At 74.7% G+C, this 18,207-nt stretch carries 16 protein-coding genes; 5 read left to right on the top strand and 11 right to left on the bottom strand.

The features are described from left to right. Position 1: 1 nt before the first annotated feature. Both ACFYXU_RS18615 and ACFYXU_RS18610 read right to left on the bottom strand, forming a co-directional pair. Positions 2-1,462: an ATP-binding protein gene (locus ACFYXU_RS18615; RefSeq protein ID WP_376513173.1), complete on the bottom strand. Its 1,461-nt coding sequence runs from the start codon at positions 1,460-1,462 to the stop codon at positions 2-4. A gap of 440 nt (positions 1,463-1,902) precedes the next feature. Continuing rightward, entirely contained in the window at positions 1,903-2,439 is a 537-nt protein-coding gene (locus tag ACFYXU_RS18610; protein ID WP_376513171.1) for a sortase, read from the bottom strand. A gap of 322 nt (positions 2,440-2,761) precedes the next feature. Here ACFYXU_RS18610 and ACFYXU_RS18605 point away from each other — a divergent pair, with 322 nt between their 5' ends. Both ACFYXU_RS18605 and ACFYXU_RS18600 read left to right on the top strand, forming a co-directional pair. After that, entirely contained in the window at positions 2,762-3,826 is a 1,065-nt protein-coding gene (locus ACFYXU_RS18605) for a nitrous oxide reductase family maturation protein NosD (RefSeq protein ID WP_376513169.1), read from the top strand. A 55-nt stretch (positions 3,827-3,881) separates the two neighbouring features. Beyond that, the gene (locus ACFYXU_RS18600; RefSeq protein WP_329852626.1) at positions 3,882-4,919 is read left to right on the top strand and encodes a methyltransferase; all 1,038 of its coding nucleotides are present in this window, start codon (positions 3,882-3,884) and stop codon (positions 4,917-4,919) included. Between the two features lie 81 nt (positions 4,920-5,000). Here the strand turns inward: ACFYXU_RS18600 and ACFYXU_RS18595 are convergent, their stop codons facing one another. The 7 genes from ACFYXU_RS18595 to ACFYXU_RS18565 form a co-directional block, all read right to left on the bottom strand. Further along, on the bottom strand, positions 5,001-5,333 hold the full coding sequence (locus ACFYXU_RS18595; protein WP_329852627.1) for a TcmI family type II polyketide cyclase: 333 nt from the start codon (positions 5,331-5,333) through the stop codon (positions 5,001-5,003). Positions 5,334-5,367: 34 nt separating this feature from the next. Beyond that, complete coding sequence (locus tag ACFYXU_RS18590) at positions 5,368-5,847, bottom strand: SRPBCC family protein (protein WP_376517535.1); 480 nt, start codon at positions 5,845-5,847, stop codon at positions 5,368-5,370. A 1-nt stretch (position 5,848) separates the two neighbouring features. Next, a complete protein-coding gene (locus ACFYXU_RS18585; protein ID WP_329852629.1) occupies positions 5,849-6,106 on the bottom strand; it encodes an acyl carrier protein in 258 nt (85 codons plus the stop codon). A 25-nt stretch (positions 6,107-6,131) separates the two neighbouring features. Beyond that, positions 6,132-7,382: a ketosynthase chain-length factor gene (locus ACFYXU_RS18580; RefSeq protein ID WP_376517537.1), complete on the bottom strand. Its 1,251-nt coding sequence runs from the start codon at positions 7,380-7,382 to the stop codon at positions 6,132-6,134. Next, on the bottom strand, positions 7,379-8,647 hold the full coding sequence (locus tag ACFYXU_RS18575; protein WP_329852631.1) for a beta-ketoacyl-[acyl-carrier-protein] synthase family protein: 1,269 nt from the start codon (positions 8,645-8,647) through the stop codon (positions 7,379-7,381). Before ACFYXU_RS18575 ends, ACFYXU_RS18580 begins: the two co-directional genes overlap by 4 nt. Further along, a complete protein-coding gene (locus ACFYXU_RS18570) occupies positions 8,644-9,048 on the bottom strand; it encodes a cupin domain-containing protein (RefSeq protein WP_329852632.1) in 405 nt (134 codons plus the stop codon). Before ACFYXU_RS18570 ends, ACFYXU_RS18575 begins: the two co-directional genes overlap by 4 nt. A gap of 121 nt (positions 9,049-9,169) precedes the next feature. After that, complete coding sequence (locus ACFYXU_RS18565; protein WP_389458644.1) at positions 9,170-10,291, bottom strand: SchA/CurD-like domain-containing protein; 1,122 nt, start codon at positions 10,289-10,291, stop codon at positions 9,170-9,172. 231 nt (positions 10,292-10,522) lie between these two features. Between ACFYXU_RS18565 and ACFYXU_RS18560 the strand changes: the two genes are divergently transcribed. Next, positions 10,523-12,190, top strand: a complete 1,668-nt coding sequence (locus tag ACFYXU_RS18560; RefSeq protein ID WP_389458642.1) for an FAD-dependent oxidoreductase — start codon at positions 10,523-10,525, stop codon at positions 12,188-12,190. A gap of 210 nt (positions 12,191-12,400) precedes the next feature. After that, entirely contained in the window at positions 12,401-13,096 is a 696-nt protein-coding gene (locus ACFYXU_RS18555; protein WP_389458640.1) for an adenosylcobinamide amidohydrolase, read from the top strand. A 16-nt stretch (positions 13,097-13,112) separates the two neighbouring features. Here ACFYXU_RS18555 and ACFYXU_RS18550 read toward each other — a convergent pair whose 3' ends face one another. Further along, a complete protein-coding gene (locus ACFYXU_RS18550) occupies positions 13,113-13,760 on the bottom strand; it encodes an alpha/beta fold hydrolase (protein ID WP_361400075.1) in 648 nt (215 codons plus the stop codon). Between the two features lie 571 nt (positions 13,761-14,331). Here ACFYXU_RS18550 and ACFYXU_RS18545 point away from each other — a divergent pair. Next, positions 14,332-16,572, top strand: a complete 2,241-nt coding sequence (locus ACFYXU_RS18545; RefSeq protein ID WP_389458637.1) for an alpha-N-acetylglucosaminidase — start codon at positions 14,332-14,334, stop codon at positions 16,570-16,572. A gap of 73 nt (positions 16,573-16,645) precedes the next feature. Here the strand turns inward: ACFYXU_RS18545 and ACFYXU_RS18540 are convergent, their stop codons facing one another. Continuing rightward, positions 16,646-18,154: a TerD family protein gene (locus ACFYXU_RS18540; protein ID WP_389458635.1), complete on the bottom strand. Its 1,509-nt coding sequence runs from the start codon at positions 18,152-18,154 to the stop codon at positions 16,646-16,648. Between the last annotated feature and the right edge of the window lie 53 nt (positions 18,155-18,207).

Raw genomic sequence — 18,207 nt, 5'->3', positions numbered from 1 at the left:
GTTACTCGTCCTCATCTGACGGCTCGCTGGGGGAAGGGGAGGGTTCGGCGACCGTTCTCCTGTCGCCTCTCTTGTCGCCGTTGAACGCCTCCCACATCAGTCCCGGCTGGCGGGAGCCGCCGGAGGTGCCCCGGGAGGCCGCCGGATCGACCGGCGCGGGTCCCGTCTGCACGACGGGGGTCGGTACGGGCGACTCGCGTCGGCGCTGCGGGAGCGAGGGCGAGGGGGTCTCCCGTCGTCGTTGCGGGAGTCCGTTGGGGGTCCTCCGGATCTCGACGGTGTCGCCGCCGGTGCCGGGCACGGGGGTCGGCCGGGGCAGGACGGGGCCGCCGATGCGCCGGCGGAGCAGCTCCGGGTTGCGCAGGGGGGACTGCGGCACGGTGGTGATCAGGCGCCGGGGCACGAGCACCACGGCGCGTACGCCGCCGTAGGCGGAGGTGCGCAGGTCGACCTCGCAGCCGTGCTCGCGGGCCAGCCGGCTGACGACCGGGAGGCCGAGCTGCGTCAGTTCGCCCAGGCCCGACAGGTTGACCCCGTTCCGCGACTGCGCCATGACGCGCTCGACGCGGCTGCGGACCTCCTCGGTGAGGCCCACGCCCCGGTCCTCGATCTCGATCGCGATGCCGGTGGGCACCTCGCTGGCGGTCACCTCGACGGGGGTGTGCGGCGGCGAGAACGTGGTCGCGTTGTCGAGGAGTTCGGCGAGGAGGTGCATGAGCGGCTCGGCGCCGGGGCCGACCACGGCGACCTCCGTGACCGACGTCAGCTTCACGCGGGGGTAGTCCACGATGCGGGACATGGCGCCGCGCAGGACGTCGTAGAGCGGGATCGCCTTGGACCACTGGCGGCCGGGGCGGGCGTCGCCGAGCACCGCGATGCTGGCCGCGAGGCGGCCGATGAGGGCGTTGCGGTGGTCGACGTCCTGGAGGCCCCGGGAGACCACGAGGTCCGTGCCGTGCAGGATCTGCATGGCGTGCAGGTCCTTGGCGAGCTGGTGGACGATGGCCTGGACGCGGCGCGCGACGGCCACCAGGGCGCGCTGGGAGGCGTCCCGGGTGTTCTCCTCGGCCTCCACGGCCTCCAGGAAGGTCTGCAAGGTGCCCATGAGGGCCTCGGCGTAGTCCGGGTCGATGTGCTGGCCCAGCCTGACGGCCCTGAGGATCTCCCGGGAGGAGTCGCCCCTCTGGAGCCGGGCGACGGCCGCCGGCAGGAGCTCCTCGGCGAGCCAGACGACGCTGGCGCGCTGGTCCGCGAGGCGTCCGAGCAGCTCCGCCTCGCGCTGGGCGTGCCGCTCGGCCGCCTCGGCGACCGTCCGCGCGTGCCGGTCCGCGACGGCCGCGCGCGTGCGGCGCGCGGCGGCGGCGGAGGTGACGAGCGTGAGCAGGACCGAGGCGAGTCCGCACCAGGCGACGGGTGTCCGTATCTGCGCGGGGGAGAACAGCAGCGCTGTCGCGGAGGCCACGGCGAGGACACCGGGCGGGAGGAGCCATACCCGGTCGGCGGCGGCCGGACCGGATCTGGAGAGTGAGCCTGCACGAACCATCAGGGGGTCCCTAAACCGTCTGAAAACGAACGGACTGAGGTGAGGTGATGCGCCGACGGGTCGCTTCGAGAGCGCGTGACGACCGCTTTCCCGCACGGCCGCGCTCCCGCCCGCGCCCTCCCAGCGTTCATGACTCGCTGTGAGCGCGCCGCAACACATCGGGGAGCATAGTCAGTTCGGGTTCCCCATGTGACCTTGCTGGAAGGACAGCCTCCAGCGGTCAATTCAGACCCAGAAAGCGACCGGCAGCCGAAGGAAAAGGCAATGAACCGGTCGCGTTCTGACGTACGGACAGAAGTCCGCCCCCGGCCCGTCGCGGGTGCGACGAGGACCGGGGGCGGACCGGGAGACGGGCTCCGTCAGACCGGCGTACGGGCACCCCGCGCGCGACGGCGGAGGTGGATCGCGCCGCCCGCGAGCGCCCCGGCGAGCAGGACCCCGCCCACGGCGAGCGGCGTGCTCGGGGAGTCCTCCTCGGCCGCGACCGTCCCGGCCGGCCCGGCGGCGCCCGCGGCCCAGCCCGAGCCCGCGTCGACGCCGCCGTGCGGCCGGCCCGCGATGCGGTAGGACACGGTCTGCTTGATCCTCGGCGGACACTTCAGCGTGATCGTGTCGGTGCCGGCCCTGGTGCCCTCCGGCACCGTGAACTCACCCGTCAGGACGCCCTTCCGGTTCCCCGGCAGGAGGTGGAACTGGCCGCCGGCCGCCGACTCGCCCTTGCCGTAGGTCTCCTTCCCGCAGGCGGTGGTGCTGACCGTGACGGTGGTGCCCGGAGCCGCGTTCAGCGGGCTGATCCGGACGTCGGGCTCCCCGGGCGCGGCGAGGGCCGTGGGGGCGGACAGGACGACGGCGCCGACGATCAGGCTGATCCGCAGTCCGGTACGTGCGCGACGCATGCTCATCTCCTTCGGGGAGCGTTCCGGCCGGCTCCATCGCGCGGCACGTGTGCTGTTGCTCCGTGCACGAGGCAAAGGCCCCCGCGCGGCCCCCGCAACGCGAGGAGCGCGTTCGGCCGCCCGCCGGTCGGACGCACGACCGCGCCCGCCCCGAGCCGTCCCGGCAGGTCACCGCCGTGCGGACGCCGCCGCCCGGGTGATCCCGCCCGGCACGCGAACGGCGCAGCTCCCCCGACGCCGCCCCGCGGGGCCCCCGGTCGGCCCCGGCCCACCCGGGCGATCAGCGGTGGCGGGCCGGAACGGGCGCTCATAACTTCGCGATATGACGAAACGACAGATCGCCCTCCTGGCGTGCACCGCGGCCCTCACGGCCTCGGGTCTCGGCGCCGCCGCGCCGACGGCCGGCCACGGGACGGTGCACCGGGTGAAGCCGGGCGAATCGATCCAGAAGGCCGTGGACTCGGCGCGCCCCGGCGACACGGTCCTGCTGGCCCCGGGCACGTACCGCGAGAGTGTCCGCATCACCACCCCGCGCCTCACGCTCCGCGGTTCGAGCGTCTTCCCGACCGTCATCGCGCCGGCCGCCGTCCCCGGCACCGACGCGTGCGCGAAGGCGGGCAACGGCGTCTGCGTCACCGGCACCGAGGCCGCCCCCGTGGCGCACGTGACCGTCCGCTCGCTGACCCTCCGGGGCTTCGCCGCGAACGGCCTGTGGGCCAAGTGGACCGACCGCCTGGAGGTGCGGGGCGTCACCGCCGAGTCCAACGGCACCTGGGGCATCGCCCAGGAGCGCTCCGTACGCGGCGTGCTGCGCCACAACGTCGCCCGGAACAACGGGGACGCCGGCCTCTTCCTGGCCAACACCGTCACCGAGGAGGGCGGGGCCACCGACACCCTCGGCACGGTCGTCAGCGGCAACCGCGTCTCCGGCAACCGCATCGGCATCACCGTGCGCCGGCTGCGGAACCTGACCGTCGACCACAACGAGGCGACGGGCAACTGCGCCGCCGTGTTCGTGGTGGGCGACGAGTCCACCCCGCGCGCCGGGGCCATGACCGTCCGCCGCAACCACCTCCACGCGAACAACAAGCTGTGCCCGAAGACCCCCCGGCTGCCCGCCCTCCAGGGCTCGGGCATCGTCCTCACCGGCGCCGAGGACACCGTCGTCGAGCACAACCGGGTCGAGGACAACGTCGGCAGCTCGCCGCTGTCCGGCGGCATCGTGCTCTTCAAGAGCTTCGTGGGCGTCCCCAACGAGCGCATCCGGATCCGCGACAACGTGGCGCTGCGCAACGGCTCCGCCGACCTCGCCGACCGCGACACCGGAAAGACCAACACCTTCCAGGGCAACACCTGCGGGGTCTCCCAGCCCGCGGGCCTGTGCTGACCCCGCCCTCCCCTCCCCCACCCGCAGGCACGACAGCAAAGGCAAGGCGACCCAGATGACGACCGTCGAATCCGCCGAATCCGCTCCCCCGCCGCCCATGCGGCTGAGAGAACTCGTCTTCGGCGCGGCCTGCGCCGCCGCCGTGCGCGCCGCCGCCCGCCTGGGCGTGGCCGACGCGCTGGACGAGGCGCCCATGACAGCGGAGGACCTAGCGGCCGCCGTGGACACCGATCCGCGCACCCTGCGGCGGCTGCTGCGCGCCCTGTCCTGCCAGGGCGTCTTCACGGAGCGGCCCGACGGCACCTTCGCGCACACGGAGATGTCCCGGCTGCTGCGCGAGGACGACCCGCACAGCCTGCGCTACATCGCGCTGTGGTGCACCGAGCCGTGGACGTGGGACGTGTGGCCCAAGCTCGACGAGGCGGTGCGCTCCGGCCGCAACGTCTTCGAGGACGTGTACGAGCGGGAGTTCTTCTCGTACCTCAACGAGGACGCCCCGGAGTCCGCGTACGTGTTCAACCGGGCCATGACGACGTCCAGCCGGCAGTCCGCCGAGGACGTCGCCGGTCTGCTCGACCTCGGCGACGCGTCCTCCGTCGCGGACATCGGCGGCGGCCAGGGCCACGTCCTGGCGAGCCTCCTGGAGAAGCACCCCGAGCTGCACGGCACGCTGCTGGACCTGCCGGCGGTGGTCGGCAACGCCGACCCGCGGCTGCGCGAGGGCGGCTCGCTGGCCTCCCGGGTCACGATCGTGCCCGGCGACTGCCGGCAGTCCATCCCCTTCCGGGCCGACGTCTACGTCATCAAGAACATCCTGGAGTGGGACGACGACAGCACCCGCAGGTGCCTGGCGAACGTCCGCAAGGCCGCGAAGCCCGGGGCCCGGGTCGTCGTCATCGAGAACCTCGTGGACGACACCCCGTCGATGCGGTTCACGACGGCCATGGACCTGCTCCTGCTGCTCAACGTCGGCGGTGCGAAGCACACCCGGCAGAGCATGGTGGAGCGGCTCACCGACGCCGGGCTCGTGATCGACGAGATCCGGCCGGTCAACGCGTACCTGCACGCCTTCGAGTGCACCGTGCCCGCCTGATCCGCACCGGCCGGAAACCCGAGGCCGCCCGCTCCGCGTCGTACGCGGGGCGGGCGGCCTCGGGTTTCACCGGGTCCCTGCTCAGGAGCCGGCGTCCCGCTCCCAGCGGTAGAAGCAGTGCGCCATGGCGTCCTTGGGGCCGCGCCAGGTCTTCGGGTCGTACGCGCTGACGTACGCCTCCAGACGCTCGCTGACGCCCCGGAACTCGGGGTGTCCGACCAGCCGTGCGACGTTCGGCGCCGGGTCCTGCTCGGACTCGATGAGGTGCAGGTAGACGTCGCCGAACTGGAACAGGCTGCGCCGGGCGACCCCCACCAGGTGCGGCAGCTCACCGCGGTCGGAGTCGGCGAACACGTCCGCGATCGCGGGCGCCGAGCCGGGCGCCATGCGGGCGACGATCAGTGCGTGGTGCATCGTTTTCCTCTCTGGATCGGACGGGTCCGGGCCGTCAGGCGGGCCGGACCGGCGCCTTCCGGCCCTCGCGCGCCGCCTCGACGAGACGGTCCCGGATGAGGGCCATCTGGATCTGGGAGTTGCGGTTGATGTTGTCCGTCATCCAGTCGTCGTCGACCGGCGCGTCGGGCTTCATCGCGAAGTCCTGGACCCAGCGCATCTGCACGCCGCCGGGCAGCTCCTCGTACTCCCACGCGATGTCCATGTGCGCGAACGGTCCGGTCTCGACGCGCCGGGCCCGGACCGTGCGGTTCACCCGGTCCGTGGTGCGCTCCGACACCCAGCTCCAGACCGTCCCGTTCTCGTCCGGGTGCATGGTCAGGCGGAACTTGGTGGTGTCGCCCTTGCGCTCGATGACCTCGACGGAGGCGTACTCGCTGAAGAGCTGCGGCCAGTTCTCGATGTCGTTGGTCATGTCCCAGACGAGATCGAGGGGGGCGTCGATGGTGATGCTGTTGTCGGTGTGTCCGGACACGTCAGACTCCTGCCAGGGTGTTGTTGACGAGGGCGACGAACTCCGCCGGCGTCTTGCAGCGCTCGGCGTCGGTGGGCAGCGCCACACCGTGCCGGTTCTCCAGCTCTCCGACGATGCCCAGCAGGCCGAGCGAGTCGACGCCGAGGCCGCTGAAGGGGGTCTCGGGGGACGCCTCCAGCTGGACCGGGTCGACGGTGACGCCCGCCGACTGCTTCATCAGCGAGGCCAGGTCGCCGAAGGTGAGCTGCGTGGTGATCATCTTCCTTCTCCTTCCTCGCCCGGTCCTACCGGGCGAGTCCGCCGCCGCGGCGCACGACGAGCGCCGCGTTGGATCCCATGAGTCCCCGGCTGAGGACGAGGGCCGTGCGCAGCTCGGCCGGGCGAGCCACGGACATGACCACGTCGAGGTCGCAGTCGATGTCGAACACGTTGGGGGTGGGGGGCACCAGGCCGTGCTCCATGGCGAGCACCGCGGCCGCGGTGTCCAGGACGGGTGCCCCGCAGTAGGCGCGGCCGTAGCCGGTCTTGGGCGCCGTCACCGGGACGCGCGTGGCGTGCGCGCCCAGGGCGTCGGCGATCGCGAGGGCCTCGGCGCGGTCCGCCTCCGGCACGCCCAGGGCGTCGGGGAAGACGACGTCGATCTCCTCCGGGGCGCAGCCGGCCTCGTCGAGGGCGACCCGGATGGCGCGGGCGAGTCCCTCCCGGGACTCCTCCCAGCGGGAGGCGCCGGTGAAGGTGGCGCCGTGTCCCGCGATGGTGGCCCGGACGGCCGCGCCCCGGTCCAGGGCGCGGGCCTCGTCCTCGACGACGAGCATGGCGCCGCCCTCGGCGGGGACAAAACCGCAGGCCTTCGCCGTGAAGGGACGGTAGGCCCGGTCCGGGTCGTCGACGGTGCTGAGCTCCGGATAGCCGAGCTGGCACACCATCGAGTACGGGGCGAGCGGTGCCTCCGCCGCGCCGACGACCACGGAGCCGGTCCCCCGCCGGACGGCCCGGGCCGCGTGTGCGAGGGAGTCCAGGCCGCCGGCCTCGTCGCTCGCGACCACCCCGCACGGCCCCTTGAAGCCGTGCCGGATGGAGATCTGGCCGGTGCTCGCGGCGTAGAACCAGGCGATGGACTGGTACGGGCCGACGAACTTGGAGCCCTGCCCCCACAGCTTCTGGAGCTCGCGCTGGCCGAACTCGCCGCCGCCCGATCCGGCGGCGGTGACGACGCCGATGGAGAAGGCCTCCTCGGGGTCGTCGTCGTGGCCGAGACCGGCCTCGTCGAGGGCGAGCGAGGCCGCCGCCATGGCGTAGTGGGTGAACCGGTCCGTCTGGACGAGGAAGCGCTCGTCGATGAGGTCGGAGGCGTCGAAGCCCTCGACCTGGCCGGCGACCTTGAGGGGCAGGTGTTCACAGCCCTCGCGGCTGATCCGGCCGAGGACGCCGAGGCCCTCCCGGACGGACTTCCAGTACGCGTCGGCGCGCAGTCCGTTGGGGGCGACGACACCGATCCCGGTGACGACCGCCCGCGGTGACCGCTGTGTGCTCATCGTGTCCTCCCGCCCGGCCCGGTCAGGAGCACGGCGGACTGGAAGCCGCCGAAGCCGCTGCCGACGGAGAGCACGTTCCTGAGCTTCCGGGGGCGGGCGGTGCGCGGCACGTAGTCCAGGTCGCACTCGGGGTCGGGGATCTCGTAGTTGGCCGTCGGGGGCACCACCTGGTGCTTCAGGGCGAGCACGCAGGCGGCGACCTCGATCGCGCCGATCGCGCCGAGCGAGTGGCCCACCATGGACTTGATGGAACTCATGGGCGTGTCGTACGCGTGGGCGCCGAGCGACCGCTTGACGGCGGCGGTCTCGTGCCGGTCGTTCTGGCGGGTGCCCGAGCCGTGCGCGTTGACGTAGTCGATCGACGTGGGGTCGATCCTGGCCTGGCCGAGCGCGGTGTCGATCGCCCGGGCCATCTCCAGTCCCTCACCGGTCAGACCGGTCATGTGGTACGCGTTGCCGTAGGTGGCGTAGCCGCTGATCTCGCAGTGGATGTGCGCGCCCCGGGCCCTGGCGTGCTCGTACTCCTCCAGGACGAGGACCGCCGCGCCCTCGCCCATGACGAAGCCGTTGCGGCGGTTGTCGAAGGGCTTGGAGGCGTGCTCGGGGTCGTCGTTGTCGGGCGAGGTGGCCTTGATGGCGTCGAAGCAGGCCATGGTGATCGGGGAGATCGGCGAGTCCGACGCCCCGGCTATGACGACGTCGGCCCGGCCCTCCTCGATGGTGTGGAAGGCGTAGCCCACGGCGTCGAGGCCGGAGGTGCAGCCGGTGGAGACGGTCTGCACCGGGCCGCGGGCCCCGAACCGCTCGGCGACCACGGCCGCGAGCGTGCTGGGCGAGAACGCCAGGTGCAGCTGGGGTTCGGCGGCGCGGTGGTCGACGTCCCAGCGCCGGCCGCCGGCGCTGACCAGGACGTAGTCGCTCTCCAGCCGGGTGGTGCCGCCGACGGCGCTGCCGAGGCTGACGCCGACGCGCCAGGGGTCCTCGGTATCGGTGTCGAGCCCGGCGTCGCGGACCGCCTCGTCGGCGGCGACGGCGGCGAACTGCACGTACCGGTCGGTGTGTTCCGCCAGGTCGGGTGGCAGGCCGTGGGCGTACGGGTCGAAGTCGCACTCCGCGGCGATGCGGGAGCGCAGACCGACGGGGTCGAACAGGGTGATGCCGCGGGTCGCCGTACGTCCCTGCGTGAGGAGGTCCCAGAAGGCCGCCGTGCCGGAGCCGCCCGGGGCGACCACTCCGATTCCGGTGACGGCCACGCGCCGGGTCACTCGAGCGCCCCCTCGACGGCTTCCTCGGTGTCGACGTGGCCGAGGCTCGGGTGCGGGGCGAGCGGCCCCAGGTGGAAGACCATGCGGGCCTCCACGTCCCCGACGTTGCGGAAGCGGTGGCGCATGCCGATCGGGATCAGCAGGCCCTGGTCCGGCTCCAGCGTGTGCGTGTCGCCGTCCAGGTCCACCTCGAACCGGCCCGCGACGACGAACACGAACTCCTCGGAGTACGGGTGGTAGTGCTCGGCGATGCGCTCGCCCGGCTGGGCGATGGCCAGCCCCATGAAGCCGCTGGTCGACTTCACCGTGGCGGGCGTGAGCACGGCCCGCACGTCACCGCCGCGTCTGCGGTTGGGCTCCGTGTCGCTCAGGTTCACGATGAGCCGGGTCTTCTCCAGCATGAAAGTACCTCCGAGTGTTGTGCGGTGGGACGGACGGCCGGGCCGGGCGGCACGGCACCGGGGCCCGGGGAGGGGTTCGGTCCCCCCGGGACGGCGCCGGGCCGTGGCCCGGGACGTCGTCTCAGGAGTCGGCCGCGCGGCGGTCGGTGACCGGCAGCATGTCGGCGTGCGACAGGAGCCGGTTGAGGTTGCGCTCGTTGTCCAGGGAGCCCTCGACGCCGATCGCGGCCCCGTCGAGGAGGCGCTCCAGCACCTTGGCCTTCCTGGCGCCCTTGACGCCGAGTGCGGCGACGGGGTCCAGGTCGAGCTCGCCCGCGACGTCCACGAGACGCACCACGACGTCGTCGCGGAGGAAGACCGTGCTGCCGTACACGGGGCTGTCGGGGTCGACCGCCGCCTCCGCGTCCTGCTGGGCGAGGAGCCGGGCCAGGTCGGTGCCGCGGCCCGCCTTCGCCGGGTAGTACAGCGCGTGGCGCCGGAGGTCGGCCGGCTCGGGGCCGTCGGCGACCACGTGGTGCACGGCCGGCAGGGCCGCCCGGGTGAAGAAGAGCCGGGCCGACTCGGGGTCGGTGAGGTCCCGGTCCTGCTCCAGGTAGGGGTTGATGGCCTCCTCGACGGCCCGGACTCCGGGCTGCCGGGCGACGTGCCGCAGCGCGGACAGGAGGTCGCCCTCCACCTCGACGGCCCGCACGACCCGGTTGCCGTGCATGAACAGCGAGGTGCGGCGCAGCCGGGTGTTCTCGTCGACCTGGGCCTCGGGCGACTCGTAGCCGGCCAGGAGCTCCGCGACCTTCGACTCGGAGCCCGGCTTGACGGTGAAGGTGAGCGCGTGGCGCGTCACGCCGTCGCCCACCCGGGCCGCCACCTCCTCGCCGGCGGCCGTCTCCGGCGTGAGCGGCCGCTGGGCGCCGGTCTCGCGGAGGATGCTGTAGCGCATGGACCGGGTGTCCCGTACGCAGCTGTGCATCGGCTTGACCACCTCGACGTGGTCCTCGCTGTTCACCCAGGCGAGGAAGGGCGGGGCGCTCTCCCACTCACTGGTGATGAGCCACTGCGAGGGGTTCTCGATGGACTGGCAGAGCTGGTCGCTGACGTGACCGGGCACGGCCGCCACCTGCTTGCGCATGACCTCGTAGGCCTCGAGGAACTGCTGCTGGGCTCCTTCGTACAGGTCGAGCAGCAGGATCACCCGCAGCCTGGAACCGTCGAAAACCGACTGCGATATGCGTGCCGTGCTGGTCATACGGCGCACCTCTTCTCGTCTGCGAGAGCGGGGAGGGACCGCCCGGCTCCGAAGGCCGGGGTCGTCATGTACCGAACGTTGGCTCGGGCGCACGTTCTCCGCGAGCCCCACGGAGCGGATGAGTGAACAACGCGTCATTCGGGTGCCCCCCGCGCAGGGTCCGGGGCTCCGCCGGGCAGGCATCTGCATCCCATCCCCGACCCGCGTCACCGGTGACGCTGGAGGCCATCGATGAACCGAAGCGAAGCGACCGGTGAGATCGGACACCGCACGCCCGTCCTCATCGTGGGCGGCTCGCTGGTGGGCCTGTCCACCTCGCTCTTCCTGGGGCGTCTCGGCGTGCCGCACACGCTCGTCGAACGCCATGCGGGCACCTCGATCCATCCGCGCGGCCGCGGCAACAACGTGCGCACGATGGAGGTCTTCCGCGGCGCCGGTGTCCGGGGGCGGATCCACGAGGCCGCGAAGATCCTCTCCTCGAACAACGGGATCCTCCAGACGCCGACCCTGGTGGGCGACGCCGGCGAGTGGCTCTTCCGGCAGATCGACCCGGGCGGCGGCCTGGGCCGGTTCAGCCCGGCCGAATGGTGCCTGTGCAGCCAGAACGATCTCGAACCGGTGCTCCTGGAGAGCGCGCGGGAGCTGGGCGGGGACCTGCGGTACTCGACCGAGCTCATGTCCTTCGAGCAGGACGCCGAAGGGGTGACCGCGCGGGTCAAGAGCCGGGAGACCGGCGAGCACACCACCATCCGGGCCGACTACCTGGTCGCGGCGGACGGGCCGCGCAGCCCCGTCCGCGAGGAGCTCGGCATCGGGCACACGGGCCCGGGCGACCTGTTCCACAACGTCAGCATCACGTTCGCGTCGCGGGATCTCGCGGCCGTCGTCGGCGACCGCCGCTTCATCGTCTGCTACCTGACGAGCCCGGAGGGCGACGGGGCGCTGCTCCCGGTGGACAACGCCGAGCGGTGGGTCTTCCACGCCCCCTGGCATCCCGAACGCGGCGAGACCCTGGAGGAGTTCACCGACGAGCGGTGCCGGGAGCACATCCGGCGGGCCGTGGGCGTACCGGATCTCCACGTGGAGATCACGGGCCGCGCCCCGTGGCACGCCGCGGAGCGGATCGCCGAGCGGTACGCGGCCGGGCGTGTCTTCCTCGCCGGCGACTCGGCCCACGAGATGCCGCCCACGGGGGCCTTCGGCTCCAACACGGGCATCCAGGACGCGCACAACCTCGCGTGGAAGCTCTCGGCGGTGCTGGACGGCTGGGCGGGCCCGGACCTCCTCGCGTCCTACGACGCGGAGCGCCGGCCGGTGGCGGAGGCGACCAGCGCCCGCGCCTCGTCGCGTTCGGTCGAGCACAGCCACCCGGGGTACGCGCCCGGGCCGGGGGCGGGCGGCAAGCGGGGCGGGATCCTCAACGTGGCGCTGGGCTACCGCTATCCGCGCGGGGCGGTGCTCGGCGCGAACCCGGCCGTGCCGGTCGTGCCGGACGGCCTGGACCTGTCGGGCGAGCCCGGCAGCCGCGCGCCGCACCTGTGGCTGGACCGGGCGGGCGAGCGGGTCTCCACCCTGGACCTGTACGAGCGGACTCCGGTGCTGCTGAGCACGGCGGGGACCGTCGGCGGCTGGCACACCGCGGCGGCGCGCGTGGCGGAACGGCTCGGGGTGCCCCTCGCCTCGTACCGGATCGGCACGGGACCGGACGCGGAGCTGTCCCCCGTCGACGGCGCGGACTGGGCGCAGGCGCACGGCGTCACCGCGCACGGGGCGGTGCTCGTCCGCCCGGACGGGTTCGTCGCCTGGCGGTCCGAGGGGTCCTCGGAGGACCCGGAGTCGGCCCTGCGGGCCGCCCTCACGGCGGTCCTCGGTCTGGACTCCCGGCCCGGCACACGCTGAGCCGACGCCAGGGCGGGCCGTACCCCTCGGGGTACGGCCCGCCCTGGCGTACGTACGGGCGGCTTCGGTGTACGGGCGGCCTTGGCCAGCGGGCGGCCCGGCGTACGGGCGGCTCTGGACGTCCGGCCGTGGCGTACGGGCGGTGGGATGGCCGCATCGGGGCCGTCGGGCCGCCCCGGGCCGTTGCGAGGGCGCGCGTTAGGGTGTGGGGTGCTTCCGCGAACCCTTCTCACCGGCCCGTCGCTCGCCGACGCCGCCCTCCTCGGACACAGGGAGGGGGGACGCGAGTGGCCGCTCCTCGTGTGGGCCCCCGGCCCGGGCGTCCGGATGGTGTCGAGCGCCGTCCTCGGCGGAGGCATCGGCGAGCGGGGGTGGGTCGTCAACGCCCAGGTCCCGCCCGGCTACGCCCGGCTCGATCCCGTCGCCCACCTGCGGGAACTGGCCTGCGGGGCCGGGCTCGACGGCGCGGGCGTGGGACTCATGACGGCCGCCTCGGTCACGGACCGCAGGTACGCGGCGGACGGCGGCGCCCAGGCCCTGGTGACCGCCGGGATCGGGGTACGGGGCTGGGCCGCGGTCCCGGGCGCGGGCGGCTTCACTCCCCCGCGCCCCGGGACGATCAACATCATCGTGTCCCTGCCGGTGCCGCTGACGGACGCCGCGCTCGTGAACGCGGTCGCCACCACCACCGAGGCCAAGGTGCAGGCCTTGGTCGAGCTGGGCGCCGACGCCTCGGGCACGCCGACGGACGCGGTCTGCGTGGCCGCGCCCGCGCGGGGCGCGGACCCCGCCGAGTCCTTTGCCGGGCCGCGTTCCCTCTGGGGTGCGCGGCTCGCGCGGGCCGTGCACGCGGCGACCCGCGCCGCCTGCGCGGACCTGCTCGCGGCCCCGGCCGCGCACCCCTGAGGCGGCCCGGCCGCCCTCAGCCGTGCGCGAGCAGCGCCGCCGTGAGCTCGGCCGCGCGCCGGTGCCAGAGGTCCGCGCCCCGGAGCATCGCGTGGCCGCCGGCCGGCATCGGGATGCCCGCCGCGTCGGCGCCCGCCGCCCTGGCCCGCCGGACGAACTCCCAGGACTGACGGGCGGAGGTGACCCGGTCGGCCTCGTCGTGCAGCAGGTAGAGCCGACGGCCGCCGAGGTGGTCCACGGGCTCGTCGGCGGGGCACCAGGGCGCGAGCGCGACGACCCCGCGCACGGCGGGGTCACCCGCCGCCCGGAGCGCGGCACGGGCGCCCATGGAGTGGCCGAGGAGCACGACGGGCACGGGTCCGGCCTGCTCCCGGAGGCGTGCGAGGGCCGCCTCGGCGTCCTGGGCGGCGTCGGCCCGCGCGCCGTTCCAGCCCCGGTGGCGGTAGCGCACCTCGGCGATCAGCACGCCCCGGCCCCGGACGGCCCGGGTGACGGCGCCGACGAAGGGGCGCATGCGGAGCGCCGGCAGGTTGAGGGCGGGCGGCGGCTCGGGACCGTCGGCGCGGCCGCCGTGGAGCAGCAGCACGGCGGCGGTGGGCTCGGCGGGAGCGCTGCGGACGAGGAGCGCGGTCGGGTCGGCCCGGCGGGTGCGGCAGAGCGTCATCGCGCGGCCCTTCCGCTCGTGCGCCGCCCGCGCGGGGCCGGGGGGACGTGCCCGCCGGTGCGGACCGGGTGACCGGGCCGCGGCCGCTGCGCCATGGGGCCTCCAGGAGTAGGGGGTCGGAAGGAACTCGGGGGCCGAAGTCTGCCAGGCGTACCCGTGGACAGGTACACCGCGCCGCCCGCGCCGCCGCTCCGGCGCCGGACGGCCGGGCGGCCACCCCCCGCTGATCTGTCACCTCGGGCCGACCGGCGGCGGAACGGGGCCCCGGCAGCCACCGCGAAGGGCGCGGCCTCCCGGACGGGCCCGGCTCGCACGCACCCGGCCCGTACACACCCGGCTCGCGCGTACCCGACTCATCCGTACCCGGCTCATTCGCGCCCGGGACCCGAACGCGCGCACCCACAAGGATGAGCGCCGCCGGTCCCCGGCTCCGCTTGCCGGGCCGGGGGTAGGGAGCGTCGGAGAGTGGTCGCCCGGGGCCTGCCCTCCGGACCGGGCCGGACCGGCGCGTACGCCGGCGCGGTCCGGGAGGCAGGTCCCGAGCCGCCGTCCTGTTCGAGCAGGGAGCCTGATGGGCAGCCGTCTGATCCGTCGTTGCCGCACCGCCTTCACCGTCGCGGTGCTCGCCGTCCTGGCCACCGCCGTCCCCGGCGTGCCGGCCCCGCCGGGCGGCGCCGCCTCCGCCGCGGCGCCCGCCTTCGACCCCGGGCCCGCGCGGGCGGCCCTGGAGCGCCTGCTGGCCTCCCGGGCCGCGCAGTTCACCCTCGTACCCGTCGAGGAACCGGACTCCGGGGACTACTTCTCGGTCTCCGGCACGGACGGGGAGATCGAGGTACGGGGCACCTCGCCCGCCACGCTGCTCACGGGAGCGGGCTGGTACCTGGAGCGGGTCGCCGGGGTCGACGTCGGCTGGCCGGGCGACAGCCTCGGCCGGCTGCCGGCCGTGCTGCCCGCGGTCCCCGGGACGGTCTCCCGGTCCGCGGCCGTGCCCCACCGCTACGCCCTGAACGACACCGACGAGGGCTACTCCGGCCCGTACCGGGACTTCGCCGCGTACCAGCGGGACATCGACCTGATGGCGCTGCACGGGGTGAACGAGGTCTTCGTGCCGACCGGCGCCGAGTACCCGTACTACCGGGCGCTCCAGGAGTTCGGCTACGACGCGGCGGAGCTGCGGGCCTGGATCCCCGGACCCGCGCACCAGGCCTGGTGGCTGCTCCAGAACATGTCGGCCTTCGGCGGGCCGGTGTCCGAGCGGCTCATCGAGGGCCGGGCGGTGCTGGGGAGCCGGATCGCGGGGCACCTGCGCGCGCTCGGGATGACCCCGGTGCTGCCGGGGTTCTTCGGGACGGTGCCGCCCGGCTTCGCGGACCGGAACCCGGGCGCGGCGACCGTCCCGCAGGGCAGGTGGGTCGGCTTCGCGCGGCCCGACTGGCTGGACCCGACGGGCCCCGTCTTCGGGGAGCTCGCCGCCGCCTACTACCGGGCGCAGCGGCAGCGGTTCGGTGACACCGACCTGTTCAAGATGGACCTGCTGCACGAGGGCGGCACCGCGGGTCCGGTCGACGTGGCGCGGGCGGCGGGGGCCGTCCAGAGGGCTCTGGACACCGCGCACCCCGGGGCCACCTGGGTCATGCTCGGCTGGCAGAAGAACCCGTCGCCGGCGCTCCTGAGCGGCGTGGACCGCGACCGGGTGCTGATCGTCGACGGGCTCTCCGACCGCTACGACGGGCTCGACCGCGAGGCGGCGTGGGGCGGGACTCCGTACGCCTTCGGGACGATCCCGAACTTCGGCGGACACACCACCCTGGGCGCCAACACGGGCGTCTGGGCGGACCGCTTCCCGACGTGGCTGGCGCGCCCCGACAGCGCGCTGAGGGGCATCGCGTACCTCCCGGAGGGCACCGGCGGCGACCCGGCCGCGTTCGACCTCTTCACCGAACTCGCCTGGGAGCCCGGCCCGGTCGACCAGGGCGCCTGGTTCGCCGCGTACGCGGCCCGGCGGTACGGCGGGGCGGATCCGCACGCGGCCGCCGCCTGGGAGCAGCTCCGCCTCGGTCCGTACAGCGGCGCGTCCGGCACCTGGAGCGAGCCGCAGGACAGCCTCTTCACCGCGCGGCCGGGCCTGACGGCGGCCTCGGCGGCCCGCTGGAGCCCGACCGCGATGCGCTACGGGGCCGGGACGGTGGAGCGCGCCCTGGCGGAGCTGCTCCGGGTGGCTCCGGCGCTGCGGTCCTCGGGGGCGTACCGCTCCGACCTGCTGGACGTGGCGCGCCAGGCGCTGACCAACCGCTCCCGCGTGCTGCTGCCGCGCATCAGGGCCGCGTACGACGCGAAGGACCTGGAGGGGTTCCGGGCGCTGGTGCGCGAGTGGAACGCGGACGAGGAGTTGCTCGGGCGGCTCGTGGCCTCCGACCACCGCTTCCTGCTGGGGCGCTGGCTGGCCGACGCCCGGTCCTGGGGCGCGGACGCGGCGGAGCGCGACCGGCTGGAGTACGACGCCCGCGCGATCCTCACCACCTGGGCCGACCGGGGACCGAGCGAGACCGGGGGGCTGCGCGACTACGCGAACCGCGAGTGGGACGGTCTCGTGCGGGACGTGTACGCGCCGCGCTGGGCCGCGTACTTCGCGGGGCTCGACACCGCGCTCGTACGGGGCACTGCGCCGGCCGCGGTCGACTGGTTCGCCCGGGACGACGCCTGGGCACACGGCCGGCAGACCTACCCGACCGCGCCGACGGGCGACCCGGTCGCCCTGGCGGGCGAGGTCGCGGCGGCCCTGTCCGTGACCTCCCGGGCCGGGCTCCACTGAGCGGCGCGGCGGCGCCCCCGGCCGGGGCGCCGCCGCTCGCCGCCGGCCGGGTCCGGCGGCGGTGTCCCGGTGGTCAGTCCCGGCCGCGCGAGAACCAGTTCCGTCGTGCTCCGGGCTCCGACCCCTTGTCCGGCCAGGCGGGTGCGCCGGGGGCCGCGAACGGGACGGGGGCCGAGGCGCCCGGCGGGGCCGGGGGCAGGGGGCGGGTCGGCGGCTGAAGTCGCTTCAGCCGCGCACGCCAGGGGCCGTCCGCCATCTCGAACTGGACGACGAGCGGGCCCTCGGGCAGCGGGACGGTCTCGCGCCGCTTCCCGATCTCGTTGACCGCGTTCTCGTACCGGGGCAGGGTCGTGGGGTCGTCGTGCTCCGCGAGTTCGTAGACGTGGACGATGAGGTTGTCGTCGCCCCGGTAGTGGACGGCCAGGTCGGCCACGCCTCCCGTGTGCAGCAGCACCTCGGGGCCCCGGAACTCCGCCTCCTCCTCGGTCAGCCGGTGGGCCGAGGCGAGCGGTGACACCTGGACCTGCCAGGGCCCCTCGGCCTGGAGCTTCAGGCGCAGCGTGCCGTGCGACGGCACGGTGGCGAGCAGCCGGCCCCGGAAGTCCTCCTCGGTGCTGTTGACGAGGTTGTCCTTCTCCTTGTTCCGCCGGTCGAGCACCCAGAGCCCGGTGTAGCCGTCGCCCCTGACGTCGAGCTGGACGACGACCGGCCCCGGCGGCAGCCCGGCCACGGTGATGACGTCGTTGTCCCGGCCCGTCTCGGTGTACGGCGCGAAGAGGGGCCCGTACGTCCAGTGCTCGGCGCCGCCGTGCGGCACGGGCGGGGCCGCCGCCGGGGGGACCGCCGCGGCGGGCGGCCCGTACGCGGGGACGGGCCCGGCGGCCGGAGGGACGGGCCCGCGAACGCCGGGTGGCGCGAAACCGGGAGGCCCCGGGGGCGCGAAGGCGGGTCCGGCCGGGGGCGCGAAGGCGGGCCCACCCGGGGGCGTGTGGCCGGGAACGCCGGGAGGCGCGAAACCGGGAGCTGCCGGAGGCGGAACGGCGGGGGCCGCCGGAGCCGCGTAGCCCGGGGCCGCCGGGGGCGCGAAGCCGGGCGCGGAAGGTGTCGCCGGTGCTCCCGCCGGCGGCGCGGAGTCGGCCACGTCCACGCCGTGGTCCGTCGCCAGACCCGCGAGTCCGCTCACCCAGCCCTGGCCCACGGCGCGGAACTTCCAGCCGCCCGCCCGCCGGTACAGCTCGGCCAGCACCATCGCCGTCTCCGGTCCGGCGTCCGTGACGTCGTACCGCGCCACCGAGGTGCCGTCGGGCGCGAAGGCCTCCACCGCGAGACCGGCGGCGTCCCGCAGGGCGCCCCGCTCCGTCGAACCGACCAGGAGCACGCGGGTGATCAGCTCCTCCACGCCGGGCAGCGCGACCTCCAGCCACTGGGTGCCGGCGTCCGCCCCGGTCAGCCGGACCGCGCCGGAGGGGTGCACCGGGGCGCCGTGGAAGACGACGTCCCCGTCGCCCCTGACCGTGCCGGCGTCGACGAGCAGCAGCGCCATGGCGTCCACCGCGCCGTGCACGACGATCCTCAACGGCACCGACGGAACGTACCCGTTGCTCCCCTTCGTCATCTCCCCCACCGCACACCGGC

The sequence above is a fragment of the Streptomyces sp. NPDC002232 genome, assembly GCF_042890295.1.
Lineage (GTDB): Bacteria > Actinomycetota > Actinomycetes > Streptomycetales > Streptomycetaceae > Streptomyces.
This window is presented reverse-complemented; position numbering and strand designations above follow the sequence as displayed.

Bases quoted from the DNA above. Each gene is read 5' to 3' on its own strand.
- ACFYXU_RS18610 (WP_376513171.1), bottom strand. From the start codon at position 2,439: ATGCGTCGCGCACGTACCGGACTGCGGATCAGCCTGATCGTCGGCGCC.
- ACFYXU_RS18565 (WP_389458644.1), bottom strand. From the start codon at position 10,291: ATGACCAGCACGGCACGCATATCGCAGTCGGTTTTCGACGGTTCCAGG.
- ACFYXU_RS18580 (WP_376517537.1), bottom strand. From the start codon at position 7,382: ATGAGCACACAGCGGTCACCGCGGGCGGTCGTCACCGGGATCGGTGTC.
- ACFYXU_RS18545 (WP_389458637.1), top strand. From the start codon at position 14,332: ATGGGCAGCCGTCTGATCCGTCGTTGCCGCACCGCCTTCACCGTCGCG.
- ACFYXU_RS18570 (WP_329852632.1), bottom strand. From the start codon at position 9,048: ATGCTGGAGAAGACCCGGCTCATCGTGAACCTGAGCGACACGGAGCCC.
- ACFYXU_RS18560 (WP_389458642.1), top strand. From the start codon at position 10,523: ATGAACCGAAGCGAAGCGACCGGTGAGATCGGACACCGCACGCCCGTC.
- ACFYXU_RS18600 (WP_329852626.1), top strand. From the start codon at position 3,882: ATGACGACCGTCGAATCCGCCGAATCCGCTCCCCCGCCGCCCATGCGG.
- ACFYXU_RS18605 (WP_376513169.1), top strand. From the start codon at position 2,762: ATGACGAAACGACAGATCGCCCTCCTGGCGTGCACCGCGGCCCTCACG.
- ACFYXU_RS18595 (WP_329852627.1), bottom strand. From the start codon at position 5,333: ATGCACCACGCACTGATCGTCGCCCGCATGGCGCCCGGCTCGGCGCCC.
- ACFYXU_RS18550 (WP_361400075.1), bottom strand. From the start codon at position 13,760: ATGACGCTCTGCCGCACCCGCCGGGCCGACCCGACCGCGCTCCTCGTC.
- ACFYXU_RS18585 (WP_329852629.1), bottom strand. From the start codon at position 6,106: ATGATCACCACGCAGCTCACCTTCGGCGACCTGGCCTCGCTGATGAAG.